Here is a 15,881-nt window from a genome sequence, read left to right as displayed (position 1 = left end):
CGAAGGCTCGAGATAGCTCCGGATGGTGTCTACGCTCGAGCCTTTCGCATGTCCGGGATCAGACCGCGACGACGTGCCGGATGACGGCACCAGCGAGGTCACGCCACTCTCCACCGCGCGCGTAGGCCCACCCCACGGCGTCCGGCACCCAGAGCAGAGGCTCGTCGTACGGGCTCATGTGCCGGTACCGCAGCTCGCGGCACCCCAACCGCGTCGTGATCGATGCAAGGTCCTGACGATCACGGCGGCGGCCAGGGCGCTGAGGATCTTCCGTCGCAGGGGGTCCGCCTCGGCCACCATGTGCAGCCGGCGCTGCCCGCGAGGCAGGAGAGCGCGAACCGCCTTGCGCACCTCGGCGACATCCCGGGCGCGACGGCGGCGGCTGCGACCACGTACCCCTTGGCCTTCGACCCGTCGACGTACACCTGCGTCTTCGCCACGTCCGGCCCCCCGCACGACCACCTGCCCCCAAGTGTGGCGACACGTCCGACACGATCACCGCGCGTCTCGCGGGATCCATGGCACGGGTCACCCGTCGACGTGGGGGCAGCCGTAGGACGTCGCACGACGGCGGCCGCGTGGCCGACCGCGCTAGCGTGCGTCGGTGATCACGACGCGACGCGCACGACGGGCCCTGTCGCTCACCGGAGCGGCGCTCATCGCGGGAGCCGCCGGGATCCACGTCCTGTGGGCCACGGGGTCCGCCTGGCCGGCGCGGGACCGCCGTGAGCTCGCCGAGGTCGTCGCCGGCGCCGACGAGTTCCCCGGGCCGGTCGCGTGCGTCGCGGTCGCGACGCTCCTCGCGGGGGCGGCCGTCGTCGTCGGGGCGGGGGACGACGGGCGCGTCGCGCGGACCGGCCGGGCCGGGGTCGCCGGGGTCTTCGCGGTCCGGGGCCTCGCGGGCCTGACCGCGGGCACCGGGAAGCTCGTGCCGTGGACGCCGTCCGACCGGTTCGTCCGCGTCGACCGGCGGGTCTACAGCCCGCTGTGCCTGACGATCACCGCGCTCGTGCTGGCCGGAGCGCCTCGCGCGCGGCGCTGAGATGGCTCAGGTGCCGTCGACGGGGCGCGACAGCGCGACGGAGTGCACGACGGCGGTCTTCGGGTAGACGTCCGCGGGGTCACGGGGGCCGATCTCGAACAGGTCGACCATGAGCTGCATCGGGTAGTCGATGACCTGCGCCGACGTGTAGACGGGCGCTCCGTCGCACGCGACGACGACGCCCTCGGCATCCCACCGCGCGGACCACGTGTGCGCCTGGCCGGCGCCCACGGGGACGGTCACCTCGGTCATGTCGGTGGTCAACCGCGGGTCGTGGTGCGCCTTGATCCCGACCCGCGCTCTCGTCGTCGTCGGGCCGACCGCGTCGGCGTCCATCTCGACCACGCAGACCTCACCGCTGTCCTGCTCGTCGAGGTGCTCGGTCCCGACGAGCCAGACCGCGAGCATGCACGCCCGGTCGAGGCTCGCGGTCACGGTGACGTCGGCCTGCCCGGACGTGGGGGCCCACAGGAGCCGCTGCGGCACGGCGGTGCGGACCACGAGCCCGTCGGGTCGGTGGCGGTGGGTGCCGCGGGCCGAGCCGACGGGGCCGCCGAACGTGGCGGTCTGCAGGTTGGACACGCGCAGCGGGGCGTCCTCGGGCCGCCAGTCGGGCTGGTCCGCGTCGATGCGCAGGCGCAGGCCGGTGGGGTGGGCGGCGTCGTCCGTGTCGTCGGCGGGGCGGAGCGCGTCGCGCCCGTGCCCGACGTCGTAGCGGGCCCGGGAGCGCTCGGGCGTCGTCCACTGCGGCAGGTAGTGGTCGACCCACAAGGTGGGGTCGAGCTCGGGGGCGCTGAAGTCGTCGGTGAGCGCACCGGCTGCGGGGTCGAGCGGCTCGAGGCGGGCGCCTGAGGTGGCCGCGCCGTCGGGGGCTGTCACCGAGGCTCCCGGAGCTCGACGGGGACGGCAGCGCCGCTGGTCGCGTCCGTCAGCGTGCGGTCGTCGACCGGCTGCTCGAGCGGGACCGCGACCGTGTCCAAGCAGCCGTCGCCGGGCCACCCGGGGGCGGGGACGGTCGCCGTGATCTGGAGGCGGATCTCGTCGCGGGTCTCCTCCAGCAAGGTCACCTCGGGCTCGCCGTTGCACGACCACGCGTTGACGAGGAGGACGCCGTCGTCGGTCCACGCCTCCCCGAAGCCGACCGCCCTGCGCTCGGCGTCCTCGACGGGTCCGGGGAAGACCTCGAACGCGTACGGCGCACCCGCCCGGTCGAGGATCTCCGCGAGCGCGGCGCACGTTCCCCAGCCGTCGTCGTCCCCTGCCGCGACGCCGAGGACGACGCGGCCCTCGGCCTCGTCGACCCACCACCCGCTGACGCCGGGCACGTCGTCGACCTCGCCGCGGACGGTGTCCATCGAGGCGACGAGCTGCCGAGGGTCGACGCGACGGCCGTCGTCGACTCCCGCCCCGGCGGAGCACGGATGGCCTGCGGCCGAGGGCTCGGCCCGCAGGCCGGCGCACGCGGCCGCGGTTGATGCGAGGGCGGCCGCCGCACATGCGGCGAGGAGGGGTCTCCTCCGCTTCCGGACCCGTCGAGCCACCGGCACCGCTCCTCGTCTCTCGGCGTTGAGCACAGGGTGGCAGCGAGCACCGACAAGCGGGAGCGACGCCTGGTCACGATCCGGGCGCGGTGGTGCGGGATGTGCGGGTGTCGAGAGGCATTCTGGTGCGGCGGCGGATCGGCTCAGTGCGGACGATAGACGTCGGCGCGATGCTCGATACGCAGGACGACGACCTCTCGCAGATCGTCGTTGATCCGGTACAGGACTCGGTAGGTCCCGCGCCGCGCTGAATGGATCCCCGCCAGGTCGCCGCGCAGTGGCTTGCCGACTCGGCGCGGATTGTTGACCAGGGCGCCGGTCAGGAACTCGATCACCGCGGCTGCGATGGCCTCGGGCAGTCGGGAGCGGATCGCGCGGACCGCCGGCGGCGTCAGGACCAGTTCGTAGGGTTCCGCTTCCGTCACGGGCGCAGGGCACGAACGGCGTCGATGCCCCGCACGACGTCACCGGAGGAGTACGCGCGGTCAGCCTCCCGGATGTCTGCCAACGCGTCCGGATCGCTGAGGACCGCGAGCGTCTCCTCGAGCTCGGCGAGATCCTCCGGACTCATGATGACCGCCGCAGCGCGTCCGTTGCGGGTCACGGTCACCCTCTCGTGCTCCCGCTCGACGCGGTCGACGACGTCGCTGAAGTGGTCACGGACCTCGCGTAGCGGCTCGACGCTCATGACCACAATTGTGGCGCTCGAAGGTCGGCAGGGCAAGCCTCGGGGCCGTCCCCATCTCGGCAGATCCGGACATCGGCACGACAGCGCACCGATGTCCCCGCCGGGACGGACCCCGACACCTCCCGAGCACGAGCCCGCGCCTCCTCAGACCTGGCACCCCGGGCACCAGTAGAGCTTCCGGCCGGCCATCTCGGCGAGCGCCACGGGCGTCCCGCAGCGCAGGCAGGGCTCGCCCGCACGCCCGTACACCGCGTGCCGCTGGGACCGGTCGGCGAGCGCGGCGCGGCGTCCCTCGTCGTCGAGGTCCTCGCGCGTGATCATCACGCCGGTGCGGATGCCGTCGTCGAGCAGCACCTCCCAGTCGCGCCACAGCTCACGCGCGACCTCGGCCGGCACGCTCGACCCGGGCGTGTACGGGTCGAGCCGCGCGCGGAACAGCATCTCGGCGCGGTAGATGTTGCCGATCCCGCTGACGACGGCCTGGTCCATGAGCAGCTGCCCGACGGCGACGCGGCGGCGCGTGAGCCGCTCGACGAACCGCTCCTCGCCCTCCGCGCCCGGCGTGCTGCGGGGGTCGGGCCCGGCGGCGTCGACGACGGCGCGCACCTCGTCGGGTGTGACGACGACGCACGCCGTCGGGCCCCGCAGGTCGGCCGCGGTGGCGTCGGTCAGGAGCCGGACGCGGACCTGGCCGACCGGGTCGGGCGGGAAGGCGTCGGGCTCGTCGATGGCGCGCTCGGCGTCGTCGGCGTCGATCGACCGCTCGCCCTCGCCCATCCGGACCCCGCGACGCACACGCGGCGCACCGAGGGACGCGGTCGCGTCCCCGCCGGGCAGCAGCGGCGACACCTGGCCGTGGAAGTCCCAGGCGCCGTAGAGGCCGAGGTGGACGCGCAGCCACCGCTCGGCCGCGACACCCAGCACCGGCTCGACGTCGGCCGCGCCGTCCGCGGCGAACCCCAGGAAGAGGTGCTTGCCGTGCGCGCGCGAGCCGACCATGACCAGGCCGTCGAGCAGCGCGGCGCCGTCGGCGAACCGCCCCTGCGGGGACGACGCGCCGACCCGGCGCCCGACGAAGTCCGCCTCGAACTGGCGCACGATCCTGTGGACGGTATGACCCTCGGGCACGTCGGGAGCGTACGTCGTCAGGCGCGGACGGGCGCCGTCGTGCGGGGCGTGACGAGGAAGCGCAGCGTGAACATGTCGAGCGTGCCCGGCAGGTCCGCGGGCGGCCGCAGAACCTCCGCGGCAGGGCCCGTGAGCATGAGGTCGCGCTCGGTCACCAGTCGCGCGAGGGCGGTGCTCGCGGTGTGCAGGACGACGTTCTGCGCGGGGCAGCCGGCCGGTCCCGCGCTGAACGGGATGAGCGGCCAGTCGGCCTCGGTCCGCTCGTGCGCCCAGAGCGTCGGGTCGAGCCGGTTCGCGCTGTCGAGGTTCTCGTCGTCGCGGTGGAAGAACGGCGCGTACGTGATGACGAGCGTGTCCTCGGGCACGGGTCCGCGCTCGAACCGGGTCCGCCGGACCGTCTCGCGCAGCACCGCGGGTGTCGTCGGCCAGAGGCGGAGCGACTCGAGGACCGTCGCGCGCAGCAGCGGCAGGCGCTGCGGGGTGCGCAGGTCGACGCCGTCGGCCTCCGTGCGGACGTCGGCCAGGTGGTCGGGGTGCGTCGCGAGGAGCGCGAGCGCGCGGAACATCGCCCAGCCCGCGGCGTCGTACGCGAACAGCCACTGCGGGACCTGGTCCTCGACGCGCGTCCCGGGCTCGATCGCGGACGCGCCCCAGCCCAGCAGCGACGACGGGTCCGGGTCGGCGGCGTAGCGCGCGATCGACTCCCGCAGCCGCCGCCGCAGCAGCCGACGCCGCGGACGCAGGAACGCCCAGTTCGCCGCCGCCCGCAGCGCGACCATGTCGTCGGTCACCTGCTCGTCGTCGGCGGCCGCGTCGCCGAGCGTGAGGCGCCGCACGATCCGCATCCACGTGCGGGCCCAGTCGTCCCAGTCGAGGACACCGGTCGCGTCGACGCGGCCGAGCAGCATGTCGAGCTCCGCGTGGATGACCGCGACGAGGCGGTCGGCCCCGCGGTGGACGGCGTGCGGCGTGTCGAGCGCCTGCTCGTGGAAGCGACGGCGCACCGGGCGGTCCTCGGCGCTCGAGACGAGGACGTTCGCGGGCTCGAAGTGACCGAGCGCCGCACGCTTCTCGCGCGTCGCGGCGGTGAACGGGTCCGGCGTCTCCGCGAGCACGCGGTGCACGTGGGCCGGGTCGAGCAGCAGCACGGCGCGGCGGCCGGGGATCGGCAGGCGCAGCGGGCCCGTGCCGTAGGTGCGGCGCAGACGCTGCAGCAGCTGGACGGCGCGTCGGTCGGCGTCGGCGCGGGCGAGCGCGCCGACCACGGGCGGCCGCCGGACGATCACCCCGCGCGCGAGCAGCGGCACGACGACGTCCCTCGCGACGGCGAGCGTGTCCGGCACCGAGGCGACGGGCAGGGAACGGCTGGGCACGAGGACCTCCACGGGTGGGTTCCTCCCACCCTGGGCGATGCGTGGACGGGTCGCACCCGGGGCGGTGGGTCGGTCAGGCCGTGGGCGTCCCCTCGCGCAGGACCGAGGACATCTTCTTGCCGCGCGCGACCTCGTCCACGAGCTTGTCCATCCACCTGATCCGCTGCATGAGCGGGTCCTCGATCTCCTCGACGCGCACGCCGCAGATGACGCCCGTGATGAGCGGGGCGTTGGGGTTCATCGCGGGCGCCTGCGCGAAGAACGTCTCGAGGTCGCGCTCGTCCGTGAGGGTCTGCGCGAGCCCGTCGGCGTCGTAGCCCGTCAGCCAGGAGATCACCTGGTCGACGTCGTCCTTGGTGCGGCCCTTGCGCTCGGCCTTGGCGACGTAGTGCGGGTAGATCGCGGCGAACGGCGTCGCGAAGATGCGGTGACCGGGCATGGTGCGGCTCCTGGGGCTCGGCAGGGACGGGTTCGCGGCTCGTGCGGCCCGCGTGCCGGGCCGGGCCGGGTGGGTGTCCGGCCCTCTCCCCCGATGGTCCCGGACGCCACGCGGCAGGGGAAGCCCGCGCTCGCCGCTCCCGGCCCCGACCGGCGCCAGACTCGTCCCCTGCCGATACTGGCCGGATGGATCCCGCGACCCAGCAGCCACCGTCGCGCCACGGGGTCACGGCCGCCGAGGCGCTCGCCGCCCGTCTCGACACCCCGATGGGGGCGCTCGGCGTCGTCTTCCTCTTCGTCGTCCTCGGTCAGAACCTCGCCCGCGGCGGCCTCGCCACGGCGCTCGGCGTCGTCGGCTGGGTGCTGTGGGGCGTGTTCGTCGCGGAGCTCGCGCTGCGCGCGTACGTCGCGCGCGACCAGCGGACGTTCTGGCGCCGCAACTGGTGGCAGGTCGTGTTCCTCGCCGTGCCGTTCCTGCGGGTCGTGCGGGCCGCGAGCGCGGTGCGGCTGCTCCGCGTCGCGCGCGTGGGCGGCGTCGTGAGCAGCGCGGTGCGGGGGTCACGGTCGGCGGGGCGGCTGCTCAGCGGGCGGGTCGGGTGGCTCGCCGTCGTCACCGGCGTCGTCGTCCTGGCGAGCAGCCAGGTGCTGTACATCCTCGGCGCCTACGCGTCGTACGCCGAGGCGCTGCACGCGTCGGCCCTGGCGACGATCACGGGCGAGCCGCTCTCGGCTCCCGGCGCCGCGGCGCGGTGGCTCGAGGTCGCGCTCGCCGCGTACTCCGTCGCGGTGTTCGCGACGCTCGCGGGCGCGCTCGGCGCCTACTTCCTGCGCCGCGGCGACGAGGCGACGCCCGCCCCCCGCGAGGTGTGACGCCCTCAGGCCGCGAGCGTCACCGCGTCGGGGCCCGGGAGAGGAGCCGGATCGACGTCGTGCACCGGGACCGCGAAGCGCTCGCCCGCCCGGCGCGACCGGCGGACGACGACGATCGTCGCGATCGCGAGCGGGCCGTTGACGACGCTCGGCGCACCCACCCAGAACGAGTCGATGAGCACCGCGTACGCCGTCCACGCGACCGCCCCGCCCACCGACATCGCCTGCGTCAGCAGCGACACGCCCGACAGCTGCACCGGGTCGTGCCTGACCCGCCACACCCGCGCCGCCTGCGGCATCCACACCACGAGCGAGAAGAGGGACGCCACGAGGCCGACGGCCTCGGTGAGCAGCTGCATGGTCCTCCGTCCGGGGGCCGGCGGTCGGCCGGCGCGTGGTGGGCGCGCCTCGTGGGCGGCCCGCACGGACTGTCGGCGATCCCGGCCCGAGCGACATGGGACGTCGGTCGCACACGGCCATCCGGACCGGGTGAAGTCAGCGTCCCCGGCGACGTCGTCGGCGCGCTGCAGCAGATCGGCGCCGGGCCGCGTCTTGAGGGTGTGAGCGAACGACGAGGTACCGGCCCGGGCCCCGGCCACCCCAGGATGGGGCCGTGGCCGACCCTCCTGCCCCCCGGGGTGCGGACGTGACCGCCGGGCAGGAGGCCCCCGCGGGCACGCGGGAGAGCTGGGACCTCGTCACGCTGCGGCAGTACGACGACTTCGAGACGTTCGCTCGGGCCCGGATGGGCGACCTCCTGCGCTACGCGACGGCTCTCACCGGCGACCCGCACCAGGGCGCCGACGTCGTCCAGGAGGTCCTCGTGCGGGCGTCGTCGAGGTGGCGCCGCATCCGCCTCACCGCGCGGCCCGACCTCTACGTCAAGCGCATGATCACCAACGAGCACCTGTCGTGGCGGCGCCGCTGGCACACGCGCACGGTCGTCGCGACCGACGACGCCGCGCTGCACGCGCTCGCGCCGACCCACGCGGACCCAGCGGCCGGCGTCGCCGACCGCGACGACGTCCGCCGGCGCCTCGCGTCCCTCACGCCCCGGCAGCGCACCGTCCTGGTGCTCCGCTACTACGAGGGCATGGACGACGCCGACATCAGCCAGGTGCTGGGGCTCGCGCCGAGCACCGTCCGATCCACCGCCGCGCGTGCGCTCCTGAGCCTCCGCGCCGACGCGACCCCGGAGGACGTCCGATGAGCACCACCGATCACGTGCGGCACGCGCTGCGCACCGACGCCGAGACCGCCGACCACCTCGACCAGGACGCCGTCTGGGCGTCCGTCCGGACCGGTATCCACCGACGACGACGTCGCCGCGCGGCCGCGTCCGTCACGGGTGCGGCGCTGCTCGTCGGAGGCGTCCTCGTCGGCGTCCCGGCGCTCGACGAGGCGTGGTTCGTGCAGACCGAGCCCGCGGGCCCGGTCGTGCCGCCCGTTCCCGAGCCGACCGGGCCGGAGCCCGCACCGACCCTCGAGCCGACTCCGGCGGAGGACTACGTCGAGGTACCCGCCGACGCGCTCCTACCGATGGGGGTCGCGCGCCGCTCCACCGACGACGGAGCGGTCCCGTGGGTGCTGCCCGAGGAGTGCGCGGCCGGCGTCCCGTCCGGTACGACGTCGATGGTCACCGCGCGCGACGGGACGGGTGAGCTCGAGGCTCAGATCCTGGTGCAGCAGGTCGCGCTCTTCGCGGACCCCGAGCAGGCCGCGGCCGAGGTGGACCGGCTCGCCGCCCTCCTCGAGGCGTGCGCGGGCGACTCCGACCTCGTGGGCACCGAGCCCGTCGACGTCCCCGAGCGGGGCGTGGGCGTCGCGTCGTACTTCGGCGACGGCGAGGGCGGAGCGACGCCCTTCGGCACCTACGCCGTCGTCAGCAGCCGCGCGAACGCCGTCGCTCTCGTCACGGCCGAGGGCGGCGAGGGGACGCCCGAGGGGTCCCGCGACGCCACGGTCGAGCGGGCTCGCGGGCTGTGGGAGCGGCTCTGCACCTACGACGCGGCCGACTGCTGAGCGGACGACGACGGGCGGCGGTCGGTCCTCGGACCTACCACCGGCGCACGCAGGCGGTGAGTGGGTCTCCTGGGCCGCCCGTCGCCCGACCGTGTGAGCGACGTAGGCTCGCCCGGTGCGTCGTCGTCGGGTGGTCCGTGCCCTCGCGCAACGCGTCGGCGGCGGGCCCTCCGAGGTCCGCGCCGGCCTGAGGTCGCGGCCCGGCGGGCCCGACCCCGTGATGATCCGCGACGTGCTCGAGCTCGCGCTGCGGGTCGGTGAGGCGATGCTGTCGCTCGGCGCTGCCGCGGTCGACGTCCAGCAGGCCGTGCGCGGCGTCGTCAAGGCGTTCGGACTGACGGGTGCCCAGGCGGACCTGACGTTCACCGCGATCACCGTGTCCTACGACCGGGCGGGCGACGGGCGCCCGGTCACCATGGTGCGGATCGTCCAGGAGCGGATCCCCGACTACGGCCGGCTCCAGGGCGTCGTCGAGCTAGCCCGCCGCATCCGCGAGGAGCCCGTGGCCGCCGACGACGCCGCGGCCGCCCTCGACGCCGCGCACGACGAGCTCGACGCGATCATCAGCGCGCCGCAGACCTACCGGCGCTGGGTCGTGACGGTCGCGCTGTCCGCACTCGCCGCCGCGGTCGCCGTGCTGCTGGGCGGCGGACCCGCGGTCGCCCTCGTCGCGGCGGTGACGACGACGCTCATCGACCGCGTCGTGTGGTCGCTGCGCCGACGCGGCCTGCCCGAGTTCTTCCTCCAGGCCGCGGGTGCGGCGGTCGCGGCGCTGGTCGCCGTCGCGCTGTTCCTGTGGGCGCCGCTCGTGGGGATCGACCTCTCGGTGCTCCCGCCGTCGCTCGTCGTCGCAGCGGGGATCGTCGTCCTGCTCGCGGGGCTGTCGCTGGTCGGCGCCGCCGAGGACGCCATCAGCGGCTTCCCCATCACCGCGGGCGCCCGCACCTTCGAGGTGGTGCTGCTGACCGCGGGCATCGTCACCGGGATCGTCGGCGTCCTCGACGTCGCGCGCCGCATGGGCGTCCCGCTGGTCCTCGCCGACCCGCCGGGTGCGCTCGCCCCCGTACCGGTCGCCGTCTCGGCGGCGGCCGTCATCGCTGCCGCGTGGGCCGTCGCGTCGTACGCGCGGCCGCGCGCCGTCGCCGTCGCCGCAGCCGCCGGAGCCGTGTCGTGGGGCGCGTTCGAGGCGACGACGGCGCTCGGTGTGGGGCCGGTCGTGGCCAGCGCGGCCGCGGCGACCGTCGTCGGGTTCCTCAGCGAGTGGGGTGCGCCGCGGCTTCGGATGCCGTCGATCGTCACGTCGGTGTGCGGGATCGTGCCGCTGCTGCCCGGGCTCGCGATCTACCGGGGGCTGTTCGCCGTCGTCGAGGGCGGAACGGGCGGGCTGCTGACCGGCGTCTCGATCCTGCTCGGCGCCGCGATGGTCGGGCTCGGCATCGCCGCGGGCGTCACGCTGGGCGAGTTCCTCGGCGCCCCGCTGCGGCTCGGCACGCGCGGCGGCGGCCGGGCCCGCTCGAGCGCGGGCCGCGGCGTGACCCCGCGCAGCCTCCGCCGCCTCGTCCGCCGCCCACCCCGAGCCGCTCGCTGACCCATGGGTCGGGCCCCGCCCCGCCCCCCTCCGCTCCCTCCACCCCTCCGCTCCCTCCACCCCTCCACCCCTCCGCCCCTCCGTCGAGATCAGACTTCCGGTCGGCGTGTCGCGCGACTCGCCGACCGGAAGTCTGATCTCGACGAGGATGCGGGTGCGGGTGCGGGTGCGGGTGCGGGTGCGGGTGCGGGTGCGGGTGCGGGTGCGGGTGCGGGTGCGGGCGCGACGGTGGGCGTCAGGGACGCGGCTCGGCGGCGACGAGGACGTGCGTCCCCCCGTCGAGGGCACCGGGCTCCCGGCACGCCTGGACCTCGTGGTCGAGGAAGCGAGCCCAGCGGTCCGGGTCCGCCTCGACCCGCCCGAGGACGTCGGGATCCGCGAGGGAGGCCCAGTTGCTCGCGCTCGTGGCGAGCACGTGGCCACCCGCCCGCTCGACGAGGTCGACGACCTCGTGTGCTCGGAACATCCGGCACTGGTGCTCACCGCCGACGTGCCTGAGGTCGCCCGTGGCGAGCACCCGGTCGTTGACGTCCTCGCCGAGCGCCTCAGCCAGGGCCGTCACGCCGGCGGGTGCGTGCCGCCACGTGCCCAGCATCGACATGACCGACGCGAGCACCCGCCCGCCCGACCGGGTCACGCGCAGGAGGCCGCGCACCGCGCTCTCCTCGGCCTCGAACGCGTACGACAGCGGGCCTCCGTACGCGACGACGACGTCGAACTCATAGTCGTCGTACCGCGAGAGGTCGCACACGTCCAGCAGCTCACGCCGCTCGACGTTCCCCTCGTCCGCCGTCCCCGTGAGGTTCTCGCGGTTCAGGTCGAGCTGGACCGGCGAGAGGTCCGTGACGACGACGCGTGCCCCCAGCCTCGCGAGCTCGGCGGTGAACCGCCCCGGTCCGGCGCCGATCTCCAGCACGCGGTCGCCCGCGCGGACGTGCTCCGCCAGCAGTCGGCGGTGCACCTCGAAGGACACGCGGCCTGCGACGTCCTGCACGAGCCGGTCCTCCTCGAGCCTCCCGAGCCGGTCGTAGTAGTCGCGGGTCCTCTCGGCGTCGGCGGTCGACCGGTCGGGTGTGGGCACGAGCGCCAGCATGCCGGGCCGAACCCCCAGCGTGGTCAGCGTCGAGATCAGACTTCCGGTCGGCGTGTCGCGCGACTCGCCGACCGGAAGTCTCATCTCGACTAGAGGTGGGCGAGGCCGCGCGGGTGAGAGGTGGGCGAGGGCGCGCGGGTGAGGCCGCGCGGGTGGGAGGTGGGCGAAGGCGCGCGGGTGAGGGCGCGCGGGTGGGAGGTGGGCGAGGCCGCGGTGGGGGCGTACGGGCGGGGACGTCGCGGTGAACGCTCAGGGACGGGTCGCGTCAAGGGTTGTGATCTCGCTTCACCCGGGTGAAGCATGACGGCGCACCTGACCGGTGCGACCCCACTCAGGGAGGAACCCCCCGATGAGCATCCCCCTCCGACGCCGCGCGACGACGCTCGGTGTCCTGGCCTCGGCGGCCGCGCTGGTCGCCGTCGGTGTGAGCCCCGCCACCGCGGGCAACGGCAACGGCAAGCCCGCCCCGCGCACCGCCGAGGTCACCGTCATGGGAACGACGGACCTGCACGGCAACGTCTTCAACTGGGACTACTTCCGCGACGCGGAGTACACCGACTCGGCCGGCAACGACGTCGGCCTGGCGAAGATCTCCACGCTCGTCGACCAGGTGCGCGCCGAGAAGGGCGCCGACAGCACGCTGCTCGTCGACGCCGGCGACACGATCCAGGGCACGTCGCTCGCGTACTACTACGCGAAGGTCGACCCGATCACCGAGGGCAGCGAGCACCCCATGGCGACGGCCATGAACGCGATCGGCTACGACGCCGCCGCCCTCGGCAACCACGAGTTCAACTACGGGCTGGACCTGCTGCGCGAGTTCGAGGACCAGGTCGACTTCCCGTTGCTGGCCGCCAACGCGGTCGACGCGACGACGGGTGAGCCGGCCTTCGAGCCGTACACGATCATCCCGATGCGCCCGGAGGGCCACCGCGGCAAGCCGGTCCGCGTCGGGATCCTCGGCCTGACCAACCCCGGCAGCGCGATCTGGGACCGCGCCAACGTCGAGGGGAAGATCGAGTTCCCCGGACTCGTCGAGCAGGCCGCGTACTGGGTGCCGCGCATGAAGGCAGCGGGCGCCGACGTCGTCGTCGTCTCCGCGCACTCGGGGACCAACGGGTCGTCGTCGTACGGCGACGCGCTGCCGCACGTCGAGAACGCCTCGCGGCAGGTCGCCGAGCAGGTCCCGGACATCGACGCGATCCTCGTGGGCCACGCGCACGTCGAGATCCCCGAGCTGCGCGTGACGAACCAGGTCACGGGCGAGGAGGTCGTGCTGTCCGAGCCGCTGCGCTGGGGCATGCGGCTGTCCACGTTCGACATCGGCCTGACCTTCGAGCGCGGCCGGTGGGACGTCGACTCGGTCGAGGCCGAGGTCCTCAACGCCAACACGGTCGAGGAGGACCCGGAGATCGTCGAGCTGCTCGGCGACGAGCACGCCACGGTCGTCGACTACGTCAACAGCGTCGTCGGTGAGTCCGCGGAGGCGATGTCCGCCGCGACGGCCCGGTACGAGGACACCAAGGCGCTCGACCTCATCAACCACGTCCAGGCGCTCGAGGTCCGCGAGGGCCTGACCGGGGCCGACGCCGAGCTGCCCGTCCTGTCCATCGCGGCGCCGTTCAACCGCGATGCGGCGATCCCGGCCGGGCCCGTGTCGATCCGCGACGTCGCGGGGCTGTACATCTTCGACAACACGCTGCTCGGCATCCGCATGACGGGCGCCGAGGTGAAGGCGTACCTCGAGAAGTCGGCCGAGTACTTCCGGCCCGTCCCCGGCCCCGGCACGTACGCGCCGGACGACGTCACCAACGCCGTCACGCCGACGGCGCCGAACGGCACCCCCGACTACAACTACGACGTCATGTACGGGCTCGACGCGCCGCTCACGTACGACATCGACCTGTCGCGCCCCGTGGGTGACCGCGTCGTCGACCTGGAGTACGGCGGCGAGCCGCTCGACCCGGCGCAGGACTTCGTCATCGCGATCAACAACTACCGGCAGTCCGGGGGCGGCTCGTTCCCCGGCGTCACGACGGCTCCGGTCGTCTACAACCGCCAGCTGGAGATCCGGCAGCTGCTGATCGACTGGGTCGCGGCCGAGGGCGTCGTCGACCCGGCGGTGTTCTCCGCGACCAACCCCGACTGGCGCCTGACGTACGCCGGGGAGCCGCTGACGTTCGCGCCGTGACGCGCTGACGGCACCGGCACCGGCACCGGCACCGGCACCGGCACCACGCACGACGACGGCACGACGACGGCACGACGACGGCCGGTCCCGCCCTCGGTGGCGGGGCCGGCCGTCGTGCCCGCTCGGACCCCTGGGTCCGCCCAGCCCCGTCGCGTACAGTGGACGCCGCCTGCGGCCGCCCGTGGGAGCCCACCCCACGAGAGCAGGACCAGCATGACCGCGCCCACCGACGCACCCGTGCCCGCGACCCCCACCGACGACGACGCGCCTGGCACCACCGACGCGACCAGCGCCCCGCACGCGCCCGGCATCGACCCGGCCGACCTCGCGGTGTTCCTCCGCGTCGCCGACCAGGTCGCGGTCCTCCCGCAGGACCACCCCGACCACGTCGCGGCGCGCCGTGCCGCCTCGGCGCTGTTCAAGTCGGCCAAGAAGCACCGCCGCCTCGAGAAGCGCCAGGCGATCAGCGCCGCGGACACCGCCGTCATCGAGTCCACGGCGACGGGCAGCCGCGGCCGGATCGACGACGAGACGCGCGGCATCCCGCTCGTCTCGTCCGTGAAGGGCGCGACCGCGGGTGAGCTGCTCAAGCCCCGTCCCTGCTACATCTGCAAGCAGCCGTACACGACGGTCGACGCGTTCTACCACCAGCTCTGCCCCGCCTGCGCGGCGTTCAACCACGCCAAGCGCGACGCGCGCACGGACCTCACGGGCCGCCGTGCGCTGCTCACCGGGGGCCGCGCCAAGATCGGGATGTACATCGCGCTGCGGCTCCTGCGCGACGGGGCGCACCTGACCATCACGACGCGCTTCCCGCACGACGCCGCGCGCCGCTTCGCGGCGATGGAGGACGCGGGCGACTGGATGGACCGCCTGCGGGTCGTCGGCATCGACCTGCGCGACCCGTCGCAGGTCGTCGCGCTCGCCGACGACGTCGCGTCCGCGGGCACGCTCGACATCCTCATCAACAACGCCGCGCAGACGGTCCGCCGCTCCCCCGGCGCGTACTCGCGCCTCGCCGAGGCCGAGCAGGTCCCGCTGCCGCGCGAGCTCGAGGGCCTCGTGACGACGTTCGGGCACACGAGCGACGCCCACCCGCGCGCGCTCGCCGGGTCGGTCACGACGCTCACGAGTCCCGCCCTCGCCATCGAGCGCGCGGCGTCCCTCGCGGCCGACGACCTCGTCGCGCAGTCGCTGACCGCCGACGCAGCGAGCCTCGAGCGCCTCGTCGCCGGGACGTCGATCGACGCGGGCGGCCTCATCCCCGACACCGAGCACACCAACAGCTGGGTCGCGACCGTCGAGCAGGTCGACCCGATGGAGCTGCTCGAGGTGCAGCTCTGCAACCAGACCGCGCCGTTCATCCTCGTCAGCCGCCTGCGGCCCGCGATGAAGGCGTCGCCCGCCCGCCGCACGTACGTCGTCAACGTCTCCGCGATGGAGGGCGTCTTCTCGCGCGGCTACAAGGGGCCCGGGCACCCGCACACCAACATGAGCAAGGCCGCGCTCAACATGCTCACCCGCACGAGCGCCGCCGAGCTCGCCGAGGACGGCATCCTCATGACCGCCGTCGACACCGGCTGGATCACCGACGAGCGGCCGCACTTCACCAAGGTGCGCCTGGCCGAGGAGGGCTTCCACGCACCCCTCGACCTCGTCGACGGCGCGGCCCGCGTGTACGACCCGATCGTCCGCGGCGAGGCCGGCGAGGACCTGTACGGCTGCTTCCTCAAGGACTACGCCAAGGCGCCCTGGTGACCGGTGCCCGGGCGGCCACGGTGCGAGTCGGACGACGGGCGCGGTGCGAGTCGGACGACGGCCGCGGTGCGGGTCGGACGACGGGCGCAGCGTGAGTCGGACGACGGGCGCAGTGTGAGGCGGACAACGGGCAGATCCGCTTGAGTCGG

Annotated in this window: 16 protein-coding genes; 7 read left to right on the top strand and 9 right to left on the bottom strand. The window is 74.6% G+C overall.

What is annotated here, in order from left to right; genetic code table 11:
* Positions 1-604 precede the first annotated feature (604 nt).
* Complete coding sequence (locus tag IEV86_RS10630) at positions 605-1,042, top strand: DUF3995 domain-containing protein (RefSeq protein ID WP_052426200.1); 438 nt, start codon at positions 605-607, stop codon at positions 1,040-1,042.
* A gap of 6 nt (positions 1,043-1,048) precedes the next feature.
* On the opposite strand, the gene IEV86_RS10625 is transcribed toward IEV86_RS10630, so the two are convergent.
* From IEV86_RS10625 to IEV86_RS10595, 7 genes are all read right to left on the bottom strand, one after another.
* Positions 1,049-1,921 (bottom strand): LamG domain-containing protein, encoded by an 873-nt coding sequence (locus IEV86_RS10625; RefSeq protein WP_202595164.1) that lies wholly within the window; start codon positions 1,919-1,921, stop codon positions 1,049-1,051.
* Positions 1,918-2,397, bottom strand: a complete 480-nt coding sequence (locus IEV86_RS10620; RefSeq protein WP_043606580.1) for a hypothetical protein — start codon at positions 2,395-2,397, stop codon at positions 1,918-1,920. Before IEV86_RS10620 ends, IEV86_RS10625 begins: the two co-directional genes overlap by 4 nt.
* Before the next feature lie 329 nt (positions 2,398-2,726).
* The gene (locus IEV86_RS10615; RefSeq protein WP_043606583.1) at positions 2,727-3,008 is read right to left on the bottom strand and encodes a type II toxin-antitoxin system RelE family toxin; all 282 of its coding nucleotides are present in this window, start codon (positions 3,006-3,008) and stop codon (positions 2,727-2,729) included.
* Complete coding sequence (locus IEV86_RS10610) at positions 3,005-3,271, bottom strand: type II toxin-antitoxin system Phd/YefM family antitoxin (RefSeq protein ID WP_043606628.1); 267 nt, start codon at positions 3,269-3,271, stop codon at positions 3,005-3,007. The genes IEV86_RS10615 and IEV86_RS10610 overlap by 4 nt, the downstream gene beginning before the upstream one ends.
* A 144-nt stretch (positions 3,272-3,415) precedes the next feature.
* Positions 3,416-4,399, bottom strand: a complete 984-nt coding sequence (locus IEV86_RS10605) for an Fpg/Nei family DNA glycosylase (protein WP_043606587.1) — start codon at positions 4,397-4,399, stop codon at positions 3,416-3,418.
* A 17-nt stretch (positions 4,400-4,416) separates the two neighbouring features.
* A complete protein-coding gene (locus IEV86_RS10600; RefSeq protein WP_043606631.1) occupies positions 4,417-5,772 on the bottom strand; it encodes a cytochrome P450 in 1,356 nt (451 codons plus the stop codon).
* A gap of 73 nt (positions 5,773-5,845) precedes the next feature.
* On the bottom strand, positions 5,846-6,211 hold the full coding sequence (locus IEV86_RS10595) for a DUF2200 domain-containing protein (protein WP_043606590.1): 366 nt from the start codon (positions 6,209-6,211) through the stop codon (positions 5,846-5,848).
* Positions 6,212-6,396: 185 nt separating this feature from the next.
* Between IEV86_RS10595 and IEV86_RS10590 the strand changes: the two genes are divergently transcribed.
* Complete coding sequence (locus tag IEV86_RS10590; protein WP_052426202.1) at positions 6,397-7,080, top strand: hypothetical protein; 684 nt, start codon at positions 6,397-6,399, stop codon at positions 7,078-7,080.
* Between the two features lie 5 nt (positions 7,081-7,085).
* On the opposite strand, the gene IEV86_RS10585 is transcribed toward IEV86_RS10590, so the two are convergent.
* Positions 7,086-7,439, bottom strand: a complete 354-nt coding sequence (locus IEV86_RS10585) for a PQ-loop repeat-containing protein (RefSeq protein ID WP_052426203.1) — start codon at positions 7,437-7,439, stop codon at positions 7,086-7,088.
* A gap of 287 nt (positions 7,440-7,726) precedes the next feature.
* On the opposite strand from IEV86_RS10585, the gene IEV86_RS10580 reads away from it, so the two are divergent.
* From IEV86_RS10580 to IEV86_RS10570, 3 genes are all read left to right on the top strand, one after another.
* Positions 7,727-8,290, top strand: a complete 564-nt coding sequence (locus tag IEV86_RS10580) for a SigE family RNA polymerase sigma factor (RefSeq protein ID WP_052426204.1) — start codon at positions 7,727-7,729, stop codon at positions 8,288-8,290.
* Positions 8,287-9,102 carry a hypothetical protein gene (locus IEV86_RS10575; protein ID WP_043606593.1) on the top strand — a complete coding sequence of 272 codons (816 nt, stop codon included), beginning with the start codon at positions 8,287-8,289 and terminating at the stop codon, positions 9,100-9,102. The genes IEV86_RS10580 and IEV86_RS10575 overlap by 4 nt, the downstream gene beginning before the upstream one ends.
* Before the next feature lie 115 nt (positions 9,103-9,217).
* Complete coding sequence (locus IEV86_RS10570; RefSeq protein WP_188484663.1) at positions 9,218-10,690, top strand: threonine/serine exporter family protein; 1,473 nt, start codon at positions 9,218-9,220, stop codon at positions 10,688-10,690.
* Between the two features lie 235 nt (positions 10,691-10,925).
* Here IEV86_RS10570 and IEV86_RS10565 read toward each other — a convergent pair whose 3' ends face one another.
* On the bottom strand, positions 10,926-11,867 hold the full coding sequence (locus IEV86_RS10565) for a class I SAM-dependent methyltransferase (RefSeq protein ID WP_229734611.1): 942 nt from the start codon (positions 11,865-11,867) through the stop codon (positions 10,926-10,928).
* Between the two features lie 265 nt (positions 11,868-12,132).
* Here IEV86_RS10565 and IEV86_RS10560 point away from each other — a divergent pair, with 265 nt between their 5' ends.
* On the top strand, positions 12,133-13,974 hold the full coding sequence (locus tag IEV86_RS10560) for a bifunctional metallophosphatase/5'-nucleotidase (RefSeq protein ID WP_043608435.1): 1,842 nt from the start codon (positions 12,133-12,135) through the stop codon (positions 13,972-13,974).
* 213 nt (positions 13,975-14,187) lie between these two features.
* A complete protein-coding gene (locus IEV86_RS10555) occupies positions 14,188-15,732 on the top strand; it encodes an SDR family NAD(P)-dependent oxidoreductase (RefSeq protein WP_081978863.1) in 1,545 nt (514 codons plus the stop codon).
* Positions 15,733-15,881: the final 149 nt, after the last annotated feature.

Source organism: Cellulomonas carbonis, assembly GCF_014636275.1.
GTDB classification, from domain to species: domain Bacteria; phylum Actinomycetota; class Actinomycetes; order Actinomycetales; family Cellulomonadaceae; genus Actinotalea; species Actinotalea carbonis.
Note: the sequence above shows the minus strand (reverse complement) of the source record. Positions and strands in the feature narration are given on the sequence as shown.